The 17344-nt window shown below is 41.3% G+C and carries 14 protein-coding genes; 11 read left to right on the top strand and 3 right to left on the bottom strand.

Translation table 11 applies throughout. From position 1 onward, the window contains the following. Nucleotides 1-12: 12 nt before the first annotated feature. From AJE_RS03605 to AJE_RS17925, 11 genes are all read left to right on the top strand, one after another. Nucleotides 13-2763 carry a motility associated factor glycosyltransferase family protein gene (locus AJE_RS03605; RefSeq protein ID WP_008949712.1) on the top strand — a complete coding sequence of 917 codons (2751 nt, stop codon included), beginning with the start codon at nucleotides 13-15 and terminating at the stop codon, nucleotides 2761-2763. A gap of 13 nt (nucleotides 2764-2776) precedes the next feature. Beyond that, nucleotides 2777-3727 carry a glycosyltransferase family 2 protein gene (locus tag AJE_RS03600; protein ID WP_008949711.1) on the top strand — a complete coding sequence of 317 codons (951 nt, stop codon included), beginning with the start codon at nucleotides 2777-2779 and terminating at the stop codon, nucleotides 3725-3727. Then, nucleotides 3724-4881, top strand: coding sequence for a UDP-galactopyranose mutase (gene glf, locus AJE_RS03595; protein ID WP_039927962.1), 1158 nt, complete (start codon nucleotides 3724-3726; stop codon nucleotides 4879-4881). Before AJE_RS03600 ends, glf begins: the two co-directional genes overlap by 4 nt. Before the next feature lie 7 nt (nucleotides 4882-4888). Then, nucleotides 4889-7177, top strand: coding sequence for a hypothetical protein (locus tag AJE_RS03590; protein ID WP_008949709.1), 2289 nt, complete (start codon nucleotides 4889-4891; stop codon nucleotides 7175-7177). 80 nt (nucleotides 7178-7257) lie between these two features. Beyond that, on the top strand, nucleotides 7258-8580 hold the full coding sequence (locus AJE_RS03585) for a glycosyltransferase family 2 protein (protein ID WP_008949708.1): 1323 nt from the start codon (nucleotides 7258-7260) through the stop codon (nucleotides 8578-8580). Nucleotides 8581-8606: 26 nt separating this feature from the next. Further along, nucleotides 8607-9335 (top strand): HAD family hydrolase, encoded by a 729-nt coding sequence (locus tag AJE_RS03580; protein ID WP_008949707.1) that lies wholly within the window; start codon nucleotides 8607-8609, stop codon nucleotides 9333-9335. Further along, nucleotides 9328-10119: a class I SAM-dependent methyltransferase gene (locus AJE_RS03575; protein ID WP_008949706.1), complete on the top strand. Its 792-nt coding sequence runs from the start codon at nucleotides 9328-9330 to the stop codon at nucleotides 10117-10119. The genes AJE_RS03580 and AJE_RS03575 overlap by 8 nt, the downstream gene beginning before the upstream one ends. After that, nucleotides 10109-11320 carry a hypothetical protein gene (locus tag AJE_RS03570; protein WP_008949705.1) on the top strand — a complete coding sequence of 404 codons (1212 nt, stop codon included), beginning with the start codon at nucleotides 10109-10111 and terminating at the stop codon, nucleotides 11318-11320. Before AJE_RS03575 ends, AJE_RS03570 begins: the two co-directional genes overlap by 11 nt. Further along, the gene (locus AJE_RS03565; RefSeq protein ID WP_138984189.1) at nucleotides 11320-13038 is read left to right on the top strand and encodes a glycosyltransferase family protein; all 1719 of its coding nucleotides are present in this window, start codon (nucleotides 11320-11322) and stop codon (nucleotides 13036-13038) included. Before AJE_RS03570 ends, AJE_RS03565 begins: the two co-directional genes overlap by 1 nt. Beyond that, the gene (locus AJE_RS03560; protein ID WP_008949703.1) at nucleotides 13031-13549 is read left to right on the top strand and encodes a class I SAM-dependent methyltransferase; all 519 of its coding nucleotides are present in this window, start codon (nucleotides 13031-13033) and stop codon (nucleotides 13547-13549) included. Before AJE_RS03565 ends, AJE_RS03560 begins: the two co-directional genes overlap by 8 nt. 23 nt (nucleotides 13550-13572) lie before the next feature. Next, nucleotides 13573-14169, top strand: a complete 597-nt coding sequence (locus AJE_RS17925) for a class I SAM-dependent methyltransferase (RefSeq protein WP_008949702.1) — start codon at nucleotides 13573-13575, stop codon at nucleotides 14167-14169. 18 nt (nucleotides 14170-14187) lie between these two features. On the opposite strand, the gene AJE_RS03550 is transcribed toward AJE_RS17925, so the two are convergent. From AJE_RS03550 to AJE_RS03540, 3 genes are read right to left on the bottom strand one after another with little or no spacing between them, the layout of a single operon-like run. Beyond that, nucleotides 14188-15276 carry an FkbM family methyltransferase gene (locus AJE_RS03550; protein WP_008949701.1) on the bottom strand — a complete coding sequence of 363 codons (1089 nt, stop codon included), beginning with the start codon at nucleotides 15274-15276 and terminating at the stop codon, nucleotides 14188-14190. Between the two features lie 47 nt (nucleotides 15277-15323). Beyond that, nucleotides 15324-16049: an SDR family NAD(P)-dependent oxidoreductase gene (locus AJE_RS03545; protein ID WP_008949700.1), complete on the bottom strand. Its 726-nt coding sequence runs from the start codon at nucleotides 16047-16049 to the stop codon at nucleotides 15324-15326. Further along, nucleotides 16046-17338, bottom strand: coding sequence for an AMP-binding protein (locus AJE_RS03540; RefSeq protein WP_008949699.1), 1293 nt, complete (start codon nucleotides 17336-17338; stop codon nucleotides 16046-16048). Before AJE_RS03540 ends, AJE_RS03545 begins: the two co-directional genes overlap by 4 nt. Between the last annotated feature and the right edge of the window lie 6 nt (nucleotides 17339-17344).

The raw sequence follows: 17344 nt of genomic DNA, 5'->3' as shown, positions 1-17344 counted from the left end.
TGTGATGCGTCTATGCATAACTCTTTCAAATTACTGTATAACGAAAACTTTAATTTAACCGATCATCCAGAAATCCTTTCCCGTATTCAGCAAAACCAACAGCAAAGCATTCAAGCTTTTAGTTATTATGCTCCTGAGTTGGTTAAGCTTGTCAAACAGCATGATCAACTTTTCGACGTCTTTTTTAATCACAATCAGCAGCTGAATATCTGTGATACCCACAGTCAGTTAGCTCTTTACTCGGCTGAACCCACCATAGAAGTTGAAACAGAGATAGCACAGTTTATCCAAAGTGCACCTTTTATCTCTTTTTCGCAACCGGCTGGTAGCGATACCGAGATTGAAGAAATCGATGTATTACTTTTGTTTGGCGTAGGTTTAGGTTTGCATCTACCTGCATTGCTGCGCCGGGTAAAAGTTAAGTACTTACTGATTTATGAAAGCAGTAGCAGTATTTTGCGCTGTTCCACTTTCGCTCTGAATTGGCAAGAGTTTCTGAATCAAGCCACTGCAGTGGGTACGGCTGTAAGCATTCAAATTGCTAAGCCTGGTAGTGAAATACTGGATAATTTAAGAGAGCTAAGCTCGTTTTTACCTGGCCTGGACAAGGTATATCTTTATCGACATATTTGTGACCCAATTTATGATGAAGTGCTCAATTATCTGTTAGAGGCGTCTGGTAGACCAGAAAAGTTGACGAAGTCGGGAGTGCAATTTCTCGGTTATCAGGCAGAAAGTGATGCAGTATCACTTCGGGCTGGCTCAACGCTTCTTAACCTGGAACCTGCACTTGTTAAAGATAAAAACGAAATTTTTCAGCAGAATATTGCGGCGCTGATAACTTATTATCCCGGTTTGGCAGAGGTGTTTAACAGTTATCAACCCCAGCGTTGGTTGCCTGCTTATGACAATAGTGGCCAACTAAACCTATATCATAGATTAAGAAAGTGCTTTTTATTCCGTAACAGGGAGCAAGAAGTTAATGCCCTGGTAGAGTGCTTTAAAACAGAAGGTCAGACTGGGTTGTCGTTACTTGGCCAGGCTATCCCATGGAAGCTACGACACTATCTACATTTTCAGACATTACAAAAAATACGTGATATAGAAGCTAAATACAAAAACATACCGGTTGTTAAGCAACAACAAGTTAGAAACATGGTTGTACTTGGTTGCTCCACTCTGTTTGACAGTAAATTTATATCAACTTGCGAGCCTGATAATCTGGTGTTTTTTGAGCGGGAGCCTGATTATTTTTATGCAAGTTTATTTCTGGTTAATTGGGAATCTATTTTTAAATATTTCTTAAATGAAAAGAAAAGTTTATCTCTAAATGTTGGGGTTGAAAATCAATTTTCTACAGCATTTTTCCGTTTAATTCAGCAAACAGGTCATCCAGATCTTAGTAGTACTGTATTTTTAAATTTAAGCTACTCCGAACAAAATATAGGTGAACTCACAGAGCTAAAATCAGATATAAAAACTTTTCATGCAGTTGGTGATTATTTTGATCATGTTTGGTACGGAATAAATCAATCAGTTATTAATGTGCAAGCTGGAGCGAAGTTCCTTAGTAAATCTATCTCTTTTGAAGAGTTTTATGAGTTTCCGCTTTTTATCGTTGGTAATGGTCCGAGTTTAGATGGTGTTATTTCTTGTATAAAAAATTACAGTGAAAGATCAATAATTGTTTCTTGTGGCACGGCATTAAGCGCGCTATTAGCTTACGATATTATTCCAGATTTCCATGCCGAAGCAGAACAAAATAGATCAACATACTCACTTGTAAATAATGTAAAAAATCACGGTAGGTTAAAAGAAATAAACTTAATTTCTTTTTCTGCCGTACATCCTGATACAGCTGATTTATTTAAAAAAGTTTACTTGGCTTTTAAAGAGGGGGAGGCCGCAACTAGATTTTTAAAAAGTTTCTTTCCAGACGATGAACGTAAAAATCTTGTCGAAATTAAGTATGCTTACCCAACGGTGACTAATTTAGCTTTGAGCTTTATTTCTGAATTAGGGTTTAAAAATATTTATTTGTTTGGAGTGGACTTTGGTCAAGCTGAGCATGGGAAACATCACTCTATAAAATCTATTTACTTTAAAGACGACGGAACTGAATTACATGACTTTGAACAGTTTGATCCTCATAACCAGTTGGTTCCAGGGAATTTCAGAGCGTACGTGAAAACAAAGCCAGAGTTTGATATGGCAAGGCGGACATTAAGCCATTTGATTTCTAATTACACAGGTATGAATGTTTATAACTGTAGTGACGGAGCGAAAGTAATTAACGCTATTTCGTTGTCTCCAGATAATGTATTGCTTTCTAATTTTAAATTAGATAAACAAGAAGTTTTAAGCGAGCTTGAAAGTAAATTTCGGTTGTTAAAATTAGATGATATTTCATTTTTAAATATAAAAGACTTATTTCGTTCTTTGGTGTTGTGGTGCAAGAAGCTTGATGCAAATATAAAATCAATCGCTTATGCTGAGACATTTTTAGAAGAAACTTGGCGTGACCTTGTTGAAAGCGTTTTTACCAGTGAGCCTCTTCTCGACCTGCTATACTTTAATAGTTTTAGCATGTTTTATGGAAGCTTAAGAAGAATTTTGTCATTTGAGGCTGATGAAGATCTTAAGTTAAGAATTTTTAGAGAGCTATTGGCTGAAATAGAGTCCTTTACTATGAAAAGCATTGAAATGACAGGAAGCGCTGATAATTTTAAGTGTCGAGCAGGCTCTTTCGTTCATATGATATGATAAAGGTGTCTCAGTGAAATTATCAGTTATTGTTCCATGCTACAACCAAGCACCATATATATATGAGTGCTTACTTAGTCTGCTTACTCAGAGAACAAACTTTAAATACGAGGTTGTTGTTTGTGACGACAAATCGACTGATCAATCTTTAAGAATAATTGAATATCTTTCTTCAAGTTTTGACAATCTTGTCGTTATCGAGAATTCCATAAACTCGGGCCTCGTATCAACAATGAAGAATCTATTATCAGAAGCATCAGGTCAGTATATAGCTTATCTCGATGGCGATGACATCGCTTTGCCTGGTAAACTTCAGCAACAGGTAGATTATCTGGATGCTCATCCGGAATGTCGCATTGTCTACCATGAGTCAGATATGTTTGATAGCAAAACTGGAGAGACAATTAAATTTTTCTCACGCGACTTCTATAACTATAGATACATCCCAAAGCAAGCCGATATCAAACACCTGATTAAATATACTGTTTTTTTACAAGCAAGTAGTGTAATGGTTCGGCGATATGAAAATATGACTGCAGCGCTTGAACATGGTAATAGTATTATTTGCGACTTTCCCTGGCATATTATGAATCTAGGGTTAGCTGGCGGTACAGTTGACCGAATCGATAGTGTTTTGGGCCGTTATCGGATCCACCAGGATAGCTTTGGCGGCCAAACCCAGAGAAATGTTCAGCGTCGTATAAGGGTAACTGAAGAATTAGTAAATTCTTGCAGGCTAGGTAATCGCTTCGGTGTAGATGAGGACACTATTAAGCAGGGAGTGAACCACGTTTATTTTTCAGCTGCGTTATTTTTTCTTCGCCAAGACGAATTTGATTTGTTTCGTCAGATGATTGAGCTTTCAGTTAGCGATAACTTTTATTTCGACGAGCGGCACCGATTAGTGTATCAACATCGGTCTGCACCCGAAAAAGTATCTGAAATACTGGGATGGACAGAATGAGTATTTATCAAGCTATAGTGGTAGGAGCGGGGCTTTCAGGTGCTGTGATGGCAGAGAGATTTGCCAGCGTATTGGGTTGGAAAGTTTTAGTGCTGGAGCAGCGCTCTCATATTGCGGGAAATTGCTTTGATCAGAAGAACGAACAAGGGATCACAGTACATCAATATGGCCCACATCTTTTTCATACATCTAAGCCAGAAGTTTGGGAATATTTGTCACGCTTTACTGACTGGCATCCCTATCAGCACAAAGTCTTAGCTGAAGTTGCTGGTAAGTTAATTCCATTACCTTTTAATTTAAACTCTCTTCACTTAGTCTACCCTGCGGAACAAGCTATTGCTCTTGAAGCAAAGTTATTAGCTTTATACGGTGCAGGTAACAAGGTTTCTATTACTAAGTTGCGTGAAACAGATGATCCAGAGTTGGCTGAACTCGCAGACTGGATTTACTACAATATTTTTGTTAACTACACCATGCGGCAATGGGGTATTAAGGCAGAAGAAATTGCACCAGAAGTGCTAGCCAGAGTACCAGTAGTTTTAAGCCGAGATGATCGCTACTTTCATGATACATTTCAGGCGATTCCAGCTGAAGGTTATACTGTACTTATAAGCCGTTTATTAGCACATCAAAATATTGAAGTTCAGCTTAAGCAGAATGCGTTAGATAGAATCAAACTTGAAAACGGACAAGTATGGCTGGATGGAAAACCTTTTAATGGCAAACTGATATACACCGGCATGCTTGATCAGCTATTTGTTTATCAGTTTGGTGAATTGCCTTACCGATCGTTACAGTTTGTATTCCGGCAGCTTGATTGCCCTTATTTTCAGACGGCAACCACCGTTAACTACCCTAATGCGCCTGACTTTACCCGTATTACCGAGTTTAAACATATTCTTGCTGAACCGTCAGATAGCACCACCATCGTTACTGAATACCCTCAGGATTACGATAAAAACGATCCTGAAAGAAATATTCCTTATTACCCGGTATTTACTGCGGATAACCAGCAGCGGTTCGAAAAATACAAAATACTGTCGGCACAATATCCTCAGCTAATTCCTCTTGGCAGGCTGGCAGAGTATAAATACTTTAATATGGATGATGCAGTTGATAATGCATTAATTCGGTTCAATACCATATTAAAGTAGGAAGCTTATGAAAGATATTTCTAGTTTGAATAAGTTGGAGCAAGCTGTACTTTCCCAGCCTCTTACTGCTATTTTTTGCGATGTTTTTGATACTTTGATTTTCCGTGAAGATGGAACTATCGACGAATTATGGCGAAAACTAGCTATATGCGCACATGAACGTGGAATCATAAGTAATGATGACCCAGACTGGTTTGTTTTGTGTCGTAAAGAAGCGGAGGAAACAGCACGACGCAATATGTATCAAAAAGAAGGGCATCGTGAGGTAGAAATTGATCAGATATATTCTTTTTGGCCAAGCGAATCCGGTGAAAAGTTAGCAGAATTAGAATTAGAAATAGAATACAACAACTGGCGTCTTAACCAAGTGTTGGCTGAATGGCTTACTAATCAGAGAAATAATGGGATTGTTCTCGTTTTAGTGTCGGATATGTATCTGCCTTCTAGGTTGATGTCACGATTTTTTGAAGTCAGGACTCCTAACCTCAAGCCAGTTAAACTTTACGTCTCGTGTGAGCATAAAGCGAGCAAGCATGACGGGGGGTTGTTCCGACTTCCGTTGCAAGAGTTTGACTTGGAACCCGGGAGAGTTCTTCACATTGGCGATGATAACATAGCAGATTTTCAGATGGCTACATTAGCCGGACTAAAGTGTTGTCATTTACCATTAGGTGATGATTATCTGGCGCAGTTAAAGTACGAGCGGCGTTTGATGCCATTAGCAGTTGCGGGGCTGGAGCCGCTTCGTAAACAATGGCGCTGGTATAGCGACGGTAAACCGATTTCGTATTTAGCCGGTCAGGTATATGCTCCGGTACTGTTCTCATTTGCTAAATGGGTCATTCAGGAATGCAAAAAATACCTGGTGCAAACTCTATTCTGTATTTTGCGGGAAGGCGATCTAATCTCGCGCTTGATTAAACTAATCCCGGGACACTGCATCGAGGTCCGCACACTTAGCATTTCCCGACGTTCTAGTTTCTTGCCTGCCAGAGAATGGTCTGTGGATCTTATCTACCAGCTTTGCCAGCGACGCGCCTACACTCTTGCTGAGTTTTTTGAAGATATTGGTTTGGAATGCCCAAAGATGTGGAGTGAACACCAAACCTTATTTCTAAGCGACATTGTTCATAGTGATAATTGGAAAGACTTAGTTATTTGGTTAGAAGAACAGCGCGATAAGATAAAGAACCACCTGAGTAATCAACAGGAATTATTAGCTGAATATCTTGCTCAGCAGGGTGTGATTAATTCAGCTGAGGTGGCCATTCTGGACTGGGGATGTGGCGGAAGCCTGCTGCATAACGTTAATCGAGTGGCAGATTTAGATACCGTACATTATTTCATGTTTTATGCTAGTCAGAGAGCCATCCCAATCGCGTTAACGCAAAAGTTACATGTCTTTCAAACAGTTGCATGCAAAGATTGGTCAGAGCAAATGGCTGCGAGCCCAGAGATAAGTGAGATCCTACTCAATGGGACACTTTGCTCCACCCGCGCCTATACCGATAATGCGGGGACCATTGAACCTATAACGGTGTCCCGTCTTGCTGTTTCAACGACACTAGATAAAAAACTAGATACTTTTTACCACGCAGTTATGGTGTGGAGCAAAAACGCTGCGAAGTCCAATTGGCTTGATCAGGGGGTTAACTTATCCGAACGTCGTTATTTCATTGCTGTGTTATACCGTTTTGTAATGTATCCCACATGGCAAGAGGCTGCTGCGGTGGCAGACCTACCAGTTCCACTGGCTTGTGGTCAAAGCATTCGATTGCTGCCAGAGGCAGATATTTTAAAAGTTAGGCAGAGCGTTAACTCAGCTTGTGAAGCGTACCGGTTACTAAGGGATGGCGCGACTGATCAAAAACAACAGGGTTTCTGGTACCCTGGCTTACTAACCTTAGCATTCCCAGGTGAACTGCAACTTTGCGGAGAGTTGGCTGTTTATCAAGATGACGATAAAGTCCCACCCGCGTTATTACACATATTAAAAAGCCATAATATCTTAGAAACTGCGGTTTATGGAGCAGGTAATCTAGGGACAAAAGTCATTGATTTATTGACATACCACGGCATAGCAGTGACATATATTATTGACCAGCGAGCAAAGTCTGGACCCTTTTATATAGGAGACAGAAAAGTTATTACATTAGACGAAGCGTTTAAATTAGGACTTAATACGTATAGCGTCGCCTCCAGGGCATTTTGCAGCGAGATTGTACAGTCAATAAGATCAGTTTATTTGACTACCGGCGTGGAGATAAAAATTATTACTTACCGTGGAATAATCTAAGTTACCTGTGCAGATTTCACCGGGATCATTGCGTTGCCAGCTGGCAGAGGCACGTATTTTGAGAGAAGGACATTATCATAATGAATAAAGAAAACAGAACAGTAACAGTAGTGATTCCCTGTTTTCAGCAGGGACATTTGCTACCTCGTGCTTTAGATTCTATTCAGCGGCAGACATATAAAGACCTTGAGGTGCTTGTGATAGATGACGGTAGTAATCCGCCGGTAGAAATCACACATTGTTACAGCGTCCCGGTAAAATTAATTAGACAAGAAAATAGAGGTTTATCTGCAGCACGAAATACCGGCTTACGACTTGCATCAGGCACCTACATAAAATTTCTTGACGCAGACGATGAGCTGTTACCAGATTGTATATCAGACCAAGTGTATATGTTAGGGGCGAAAAATACTGTAAGTTGCATAGGGTTCCGAGAGATAAATGAAGACTCTGATAATCTGACTGATGTCATCCCGGCATTCGGTGCGCCTTTATCAGCATTACTGATGGTTAATATAGGCCCCCCCCACATTTACTTATACTGGGCGGAAGATTTACGACGTTATAAAGGGTTTTCTCAGGAAGAAAGAGTGCAGGGCGGTCATGAAGATTATGATCTGATTTTAAGAATGGTGGTTGACGGGGTTAACTTGGTTACTCACCATTCTGTTGGTGTTATCTACTATCGTCGGGAAGGGACCATGTCGACGGTAAGAGATAGAATGGACAAGACTCGTGCTGCGGTTTGGAGTTACAATGTTGCGCAGTATTTTTTAAAAGAAAAAGTTATCTCAGCTAACATGATGTTGTCTTTACTGACGAGTTTTGCGCACTTACTTAAAATAACTCCCCCCAAGTATCACGAAAATCTGTATCAACTCATCGGTATTTTTGAGGAACGTCTGTCATCAGTGAACTTCAGTTCAACATCATATAATGACAGAAATCTGTTAAGTATTTTTGGAAATTTGGAAGGTACCGAAGCGATTGCCAAACGTCTATCTTCAGTGCTGAATGCCTCAGATATCATCTCAGTTCCCTGGCACGCTCAAGAAATTATAGATTATCGGTTAAATTTAAAGTTTTACGAGAATACTTTTCCTGATCGCTACCTGGTTCAGTTATTACAGTGCGCTATTGCTCACAAAAATAACTTTGCAGTTTATGGGGCGGGTGAGGCAGGTCAGAGAATTCTAAAAATATTGCTTTCTGCGGGGCTTAAGCCAGTGGTTATATATGATAGAGGGTGGGGCGGAATTTTAGAATTAAATGGCTGTCCGGTGCGGGACCCGGGAGAGTTAGCGGGTTCTGGCATTAATTTCATTATCATAGCGTCTTTTGCTTATTATCAGGAAATAGCTTATTTCATAAAGCGCGAAGCGCCGGAAGTGGGATTTATATGATAAGTTCATCGAGGGTAGTAATTTAAATGGCATTGAAAATAGTGTTACCTGTTGGTGTCACCGTGGTTTGTGTGGATATTTTCGATACGTTATTGCTCCGCGACGGTTGCTCAGAAAAAGCCAGGTTTTATGCTACCGCCCGGGAAGTTAACAAGCTTAGTCAAAGCAAGAAATCTAGCATTGAACACATTTTCCTGGCACGACTTACAGCGCATCGATGGCTATACAATTTATATGAGAAAAGACTGATCGCAGAGCCATCACTTAGAGAAATTCATAAAATACAGTGTGAGATGCTATCTGACGAAAAAATAACGATATCTGTGTTAGAAGAAGCAGAATATAATTTTGAATTTTCATCATTGAAACTGAATTCTCCACTAGTGAAGTTTCTGGTTACGATGGAAAAGTCTGGAAAAAAGGTGATACTACTCAGTGATATGTATTTATCGTCTGAATTTATTAGAAAAATTTTGACACAGAATAATGCTGAACTACATTGTGAAATTTACATGAGTAACGAAATTGGCGTTTCAAAACATCGTGGGAATGCATTTACGTGGATAATTGAAAAATACTCTGTTGCGCCGGACAAAATTCACCATATTGGAGACAATTATGCCAGTGATTACCTTATACCGCTAGCAAATAAGGTGTCAGCAACATTTATGCCTAGAAACAAATATTTCTATTATAAAGAGCGGATATTGGGGTTATTGACGGATTTGACACTTAGAGGAATATTAAATGAGTGATTCTGACATTTACAATGAAAATTTCTATATAAATCAAGCATCTTACTCACTAAGGTCAGGTGTGGCGACGTTATCGATTCTTTTCGACTTAATAGGGAAACCTAAATCAGTATTAGATGTGGGATGCGGAACAGGGTCGTGGCTCGCAGCAGCTCATAATCACGGAGTCGGAGATATCTTCGGTGTCGACGGTGGGTCTTCTGCGAAAGATATGTTGATGATCCCCCCCTCCTGCTTTCGCGAGTTAGACGTTTGCAAGTCTTTTACCCTGAGTAAAAAATATGATTTAATTATTTCATTGGAAGTTGCAGAACATCTTAACGTTGAGTCTCACACGTCATTCATTCAAAATTTGAGTGCTCATGGTGATGTCGTTTTATTTTCCGCAGCCATTCCTTATCAGGGGGGGACAGGGCACCGCACCGAAAACTGGCCTGCTTACTGGTGTAAATTGTTTTCTTCGTTTGGATACGACTGTTACGATGTAATTAGGCCGCTTATATGGGATCTCCCAGGTATCGAGTTTTGGTATAAACAAAACATATTTTTATTTATTAAGTCGGAAACGGCTGCTTCACTGGGCCTCGTCGACGCACAACGCACTCAAAATCCGCTGGCGCTTGTCCACCCCGAAATGTATTTATGGTCTTTGAGGCGTAGCGAAGAGTTAACGGAACAGCAATATCATTTTGATAGAAAATATTATTTCGATCTAAAAGACGGGAAGGACACCGCATTTATTTCTGTACCTGAGTATGGGAGTAAGTTTAATAATGAATTTTGATCAGCTGTATCGTCAGACGATGGGGCCCTATTTCTTTGAGTTCTGCCAGCGGCTTCACGCTTTGGCAACGATGTACTCTGCAGTTGGAAACACCACGCTCTATTTCTGCCGGCGCTCTGGTATTGTTTTATACGAATTTTATAAAATGTTTCTTGCTGCCAACAGAATTTCTCCTGGGTACGAAATGCGTGATTTTCCCGTATCGCGATTAGTGGTAGTTAAGGCAGCTTTAGCAGAAAGCAGTTTATGGGGTGGGCATATGTGTTCTGTAATGTTCCCTCAAAAGACTATCCGCTATCTTATCGCAAAGCTGTTGGAAAGCCAGGAAGTGATTTGCCCGATTAAATATACTGCGTTCTTTGAGGAAAATATCTTAAATTCTACTATTACTCCGGGTTCTGTTAGTAAATGGCTTGCTGTTGACGCGCTTATTGACGGCAATATGGATTCAATATCCTCTTACCTGCTTTATCAACGTGAACTGTTGTTAGCTAACTTCCCTTCGAGACCAGGTGACAATGCCGTCATTGTCGACTCCGGGCTGTATGGCACAGTGTCAGAAGTTTTAAGCGGTCTTTTCCCCGATGTTCGGTGTATTAGTGGCTTTGTTTACTTTTCAAATTACAAAAAGGTAAACCCGGTATCACATCAAGACTTCATATATGGATTAATGGGTTCCTCTGCGGCGGCAAGTTTGGAATTAAACCATACGGCGGTCTTACGCCATTGGCACTTTATTGAGAAGCTTTTGGAGCCGGATAATATTTCCTCAATGTCCGATTTTTCTTCTTTTCAGCCAAACGTCAATCTCGTCTTAAATAACGAGCAATCTTCAATTGCAGAGTTTTTCAGGTCTCCGCTACCCTACGACATCAACAGTGTGTTAAACGTGATAAACAGAGTTTTAAGCCATCCGTCTCCGAGTGAACTTGAAATAATTTACTCATCTGAAAGACGGGACGATGCCAGTGGTGAGACGAGGAGGATTCTGATCCCCCGCAGCCTTGAGTTATCAATAAGAAAGTCGGACGCATTACGTAGGGTAAATTACGGGATTATCAGACGTTCTTTGTGGCATGAGGGGCAGATAGTGTTGAGCTATGGGTGGCTGGGGTTTGTATACAATGGGTTTAGGTACTACACCGTGCGGGTTAAGACGTTGTTTTTCTCTAAATTTATTGCCCGTCTATTAGGTCTGTAATGTCTGAATTGCCGCAGTCTTCCCATTCAGACACCTACACAAGGTTGATATATCGTCTGTCTGACTTGTACGCAGGCGCTGCAACTGTGGAGGTTGTTCACCTTGGTACGGAAGGATACTTATTGTTTCAACGGTGGCTTGATGCTCCAAACTGCCTCCTACTCAATCAGTTCAGTTTACAAAATATGCGACACTTTATTTCTTCGTCGTTTAATAACCAGGATTCACAGGTATTAGTATTTCAAATTGGCCCGTCATTTTCATCTCGTTTTGAAACTACTGCCCCGAAAGATCAATGGTTGAGTATTATCCGATCATTAGGCCTTACTGTTCTTAAAACTGCGCGTCTTGCCGCGCATATAATGTTTGATGATAATCGTTTCAATCTAATAGCTGCGCATTGGAGTAAATATTGCCCTTATAAAGACGGATCCGATATTTTATCGCCCAACATATACGCTGTGGAAGTTACCAAGGCTACCTCGGTCTTTCCTGTGTTATCTAACGATCGTCATATTGTTGGCTACTCATCAGACTCCGCCCAACCGGCGGGCAGCTTCGCTATTTACTATTTAGTACACTTTTTTCAGGACCTTGTATTTTTAAGGGGCCTGGTATCCCGCTGGGGTAGTAAAGCTGTCAAGGTCATCGTGAATAATAGTAATTTCGCTTTTCATCATTTAATGATCGTCCAAAAGTTCTTGAATAATCACTGTATTAGCTCTGTAAATCTCCCCGATTTTGATCGGAACCGGTTGCTGCCAGGTGACCTGTTATTCACATCAACACTCGGTCCACAGTCTCCTATGCATTTTTCGTGTTCTCGACTCATTGAGAAAGCACGTGAACGACGAGTGGTTACCGTGACGCTGCAGCACGGCATAACCTTGCCAGATGTTTTTTGTACTATGACGGAATATACCTGCGTTTGGAACGAGCAGGTTGCGGAGGAGGTTAAGCTTCGGTGTCACCAGGTATTTCGTTCAAAAATATTTTCCGTCGGTAATGTCAAACCTGTTTATTGCCGTTCCGGAAAGGGTCTTTCTGAGATTTTAGGTAGTTGGGTGCAGAAGTTTTCAAAATATGTGATGGTCGCAACTAACCTTCATTGGGCTAACGCGCATAATGTAAACAGCGCTGATGTAAGATCTGTATTAGAAGAGATGAGCCGAAAACACCCGGAGATATTATTTTTCGTCAGGCCTCATCCTGAGGACTGCGCTGTTAATTATGGCAGTCAGTTTAAAAATGTCTTACTTATCGATGATGTTATTACCGGACTACTGGATATCTCGGTCGATCAGATTCTGGTACATTGCCATCTTTTGCTGTCAACATACTCGACGTTGTTATACGATGCACATCGTAACAATGTCCCAGCTAGGGTTTTCGGTTTCAATACAGAGATTGGCAGAGACAGTCACCTCTATCCTGAGTTAGCAGGTTTGCAGATAGTAAAAAATGATGTTCCATTAGAAATCGATACCTTTTTTAAAGGTGGCGGTTCTTTGGCGCCTTCAGGTGTGAATGATATGAGCTTTGACGAATCGATTAGTGTTCTTTTTGGCGTGTTGGGCGAGCCTTTGACGCCATTGCAGAGTAAAGAATTAAAGAGGTTTGATGAGTATTGTCGTATCAATGTTCCGGATTATGGCCGGACAGATTTTCGCACCCGGCTAGAAAATAATTTCGTTCATGGAGGCCTCAAGCATGACTAAAGTTAAAAGAGAAAGCGTCATTTTTAATGCGATTAAGGGGGGCGTTGGTATTGAATTAGGGGTTGCAGAAGGTGTCTTATCTGAAAGAATAATGCAGTTAAATCATTTGTCTTTTTTGTATGGTGTCGATATGTATGCTGGCGATAGGGGGCATGATGTCTATCAGTACAAAACTGCATTGAGGAAACTCGAACGTTTCAAAGAGAAGTACTCTTTGATTAAGATGAGGTTTGACGAAGCGCTAGACTTATTTCCTGATAGTTATTTTGACTTTATCTATGTTGATGGTTATGCCCATACAGGTGAGGAGGAAGGAAAGACCTTGCATGATTGGTTTCCTAAATTGAAACCAAACGGAATTTTCGCGGGAGATGACTATCATCCTGATTGGCCGATGGTTATGGAGGTTGTTGATTCATTTGTAAAAACAAATTCTCTTTCTTTAAACATCATAGATTGTCACGAACCAATTCCTTATTGTGAATATCCAACATGGTTTGTTATTAAGTAAACTTAATGTTTTTGAGACGATAAATGAACTATTCATTCTATTCAAAGATTTATGATCATGTTTTTCTTAACAATCCAGAGTATTTGAAGGCAGAGCTGAGTCCGGGATACCGAATAGCTATCGAGTATTCAGAAGTCCTTAGAGCTGTGGGGAAAAGACACCTCGACTATGGTTGTGGAGTTGGTTTCGTCGTCGGCTTGTTAGGATCCAAGATATTTGGTAAGGATTCCTATGGTATAGACGTAAGCGAAGTTGCATTAAGTATTGCCAAAAAAAGAGGGATAGAGAGTAGCAAGTTATTTCTTTTAGATAATGATGTTTTACCTTTCGAAGATAATTATTTTGATGTTATCACTTGTTTTGATGTCATTGAGCATCTTGATGTAGAGGATATATTAACTTTATCGACAGAGCTAAATCGTGTTCTTTCGTCCGACGGAGTTATATTGTTAAACATCTCTACGAGAAAGGCCGGTTCTCATGACATGCATGGTGACAATTTACATCGAACAGTCAGAGATGCTGAGTTTTATTCGGACTTATTTAAGCTGGATAGATATGTTGTTAATAACGTTGAACGTGAGATAACAGCTGTTCGCCGGGGCAAATGGATCGATTAATATTATATCTTGGTAGTATCAATGGTTAATATCTCCCGCATATAGCACAGTCTCATACCAGCTGTTTGAGTGGTGGCCCAGACGTAAGCTATAGCCGCTGTAGACGCTGGTAATCCATCTTGGAATTACCCATAGGTCATCAAGATAATGGTAGGTACAAATCGCTAACGCCGGATGATGATGCTCTATGACCCCTTTGGCGCCCTCCAGCGCGTCGAGTTCTGCACCTTCTATATCCATCTTGATGAAGTCGGGCACACGCCCGTATTTTTGGAAATAGGTGTCGATTGAGCAGGTTCTAATTTCTGTAGTGCCGCGTTCATCTATCGTACAGTTGAAGTGAGCACCGGAAGTGTCTGCCGCAATAAACCGAAGCATGCCGTCACTATGCCAAAGTCCTTTTTCTTCTAATATAACCGTTGCTTCTGGAGCAAGAGCAGACAGATGCTGACGCAATAAAGTCGCATTTTGTGGGTCAGGTTCAAAGCATATGAAGGTTTTACCTCTTAGTTGCCCAGCGAAAGTGCCAAAAATTTCACCTCGGCATGCACCGCCGTCCACGACCAGCGCGTCTTCTTGAATCAAAATATCGGGGTGAAGATACTGCGGGTATGTGCTCCGAGGATAAGAAAACTGCAACTCACTGCATATTGCTTCAAACAGGTCGCTAAGTATCTGTTGCGAGTTGAGGTCAAGCATAGACTTTAACCACGAAATCTCTACGTCGATGTTAGTACTAGGAGCAAATCGTGCTACTGCAAGCAGGCTTATATTAAGGTAATTAGTGAAGCTGCGTTTCTGAAGTCCTTTAATAATGTCGGAGTACCAACTGCTAGCAATTAAAATGATAACGTTTTCACGAATAGCTGTGTCAACAGAAAATACAGGTAAATTCATGAAGGTTTTTTTATCATCGATGGCGCTGCTTTCACAAAAACCCGCTATGGACAAACTCCCTTTACTTAGATATTCGAAAGCCCTCCTTGCATTGTCACCTGTGCCATAGATAATGGCTGTCTCCGAGCTATAATATAGCTGACTGAAACGTTGGTAGTAGGCAATGAAATTTAATTCAGATTTGTTCAGTAAAACGTTTGGCTTGCTCATAAATGCTTCTTGTCTTTACCTGTTGAGCTGAAAATAAAATCTATAATTTATGCCGCACTACCAGCATCGACAGTAATAATACTGCCGGTTATTGCCGCAGCTTGCTCACTTAGCAAATACAGCACCGCCGCTGCGGCATCATCCGGTGTAGCAAGTCGGCCCAGTGGGCTGCGCCTTTTAATACTTTCTAGCTTGTCACCCTGTAAACTTTGCGTCATATCAGTTTGCATATAGCCCGGCGCTACACAGTTAACGGTAATGCCAGCTTTGCCCACTTCGCGCGCCAGTGATTTGCTAAACCCCTCTAATGCAGATTTACTGGCGGCATACACACTTAAACCATTAAAGCCGGTGCGGGCGATAATTGATGATATGTTTACAATACGCCCATTTTGATTTAGTAACATTGGCCTTAGCAGGTATTTACAAAGCAAAATAGGTGCCTGAATGTTGAGATCCAGAAGTTTCGTAATCTCACTATTATGCATGGTAGCGAGTACGCCGTCATAGCCGACGGCTGCATTATTAACAAGGGCGTACGGCCTGCCGTATTGCTGCACTAGTTTGCTGCACAGCGATGAAATATTTTCCAAATCGGATAAGTCAGCTGCGACAAAGTTTAGTGTGCTTGAGTATTCAGCGAGTAAACCAGTCAGCATTGGACTTTGCGATCTTGCAAGTGCCAGCACGTGGTATCCTGAAACTAGTAACTGCTGACAAATCGTTAGCCCCAAACCGCGACTAGCGCCAGTTACCACCACCAATTTAGTCATTCTTTATCCTCTCGCTTACGACTTAGTTTGCCACTGGCATTGGTCGCTATGTTGTCAACAAAATTTAGCTGCGTTGGTAGCTGATAGCGAGCCAATGACGCCATACAGTGTTGAATAAGCTGAAGTTTCAATGTTTTGACATCGTGATTTGGCGCGACTTGCAAATCTGCCGCAACGAGTTGGCCTAGTACACTGTTGCTTTTAGCATAGACCCGAGCTTGCAACACTGCGGGGTGTTGCAGTAATACTTGCTCTACTTGCTCCGGCTGTACTTTACTACCGCCGACATTAATTAGGCCGTTGGCCCGGCCGAGAAAGTGGACACGGTCTTCGGTAACTTCAACTAAGTCCTCCGAGTCGAGAAAGCCCTCAACATCTATTCGATCTGCTAGGTTAATGTCAGGTTTCTGTGGAGGTTTCAACCATAAGTGTTGTCGGCTATCTACTTTAAAACTGAGCCCGTTATGGCCTTGTTTGAGCCAGTTAAGTGGAAAACCAGCTTTTTTATCGGAAACTGCAAAGCCTACCCCAGCTTCAGTTGAAGCATAAATGTGGAGTAGTTTAGCCTGAGGAAATAACGCTGCCAAGTTATCTAGCAGCCGCTGTCCGGCGATTTCACCGCCGAGAGTAATCCGCTTAAGTGGTAGACTTAACATCTCATTTGTCATAAGCAACTGACGCCATAAGGAAGGAGTTGCAGATATTGCATTGACTGCACCTCTTTGCATCTCAGTAAATCGCTGCGCTGCATCACCGTTAGTGCAGTCAACCAGTGTAGCTCCTGTGAGCAGGCTTTGTAGGACAACTTGTAGCCCAGCAAAGCGTGTTGGCTGATAACAAAGAGCCCAGCGCAGAGCTGCGTTATTGACATTTATTTTTACTGCCCGGGTTAAGCTATCGAGGCTATGACCAATCCACTTTGGTATGTCTGTGGTCCCGGAAGTGGCCATAAACCAGTGAGTAGTAATTTCTTTCGAGAGCAACTCACGGTGTTCTGGCTGCGATGCTATGCTGCTAACGCCGTCGGGAAACAATGTTATGTCATCAGGTAGTAAAGCTTTATCTGATAACAAGTAAAGCTTGCTGCACCAGCCATCGAATGCCAGTATTTGCGCACAGAAATTTGATAAATCTTTAAAGCGTACCGCGACGGTCTGGTGTTTTAAATCTGGGTATTGGTGACGAATTTGTTGGGCATTATTGATTAATTCGCTATAGCTACATTCACATTCAGCTGCAATCGCTGTTGTTTGATAATTCGCTTGCTCTAAACGTTGCAGTAGCGACATAACAAG

The organism is Alishewanella jeotgali KCTC 22429 (assembly GCF_000245735.1).
Lineage (GTDB): Bacteria > Pseudomonadota > Gammaproteobacteria > Enterobacterales > Alteromonadaceae > Alishewanella > Alishewanella jeotgali.
This window is presented reverse-complemented; position numbering and strand designations above follow the sequence as displayed.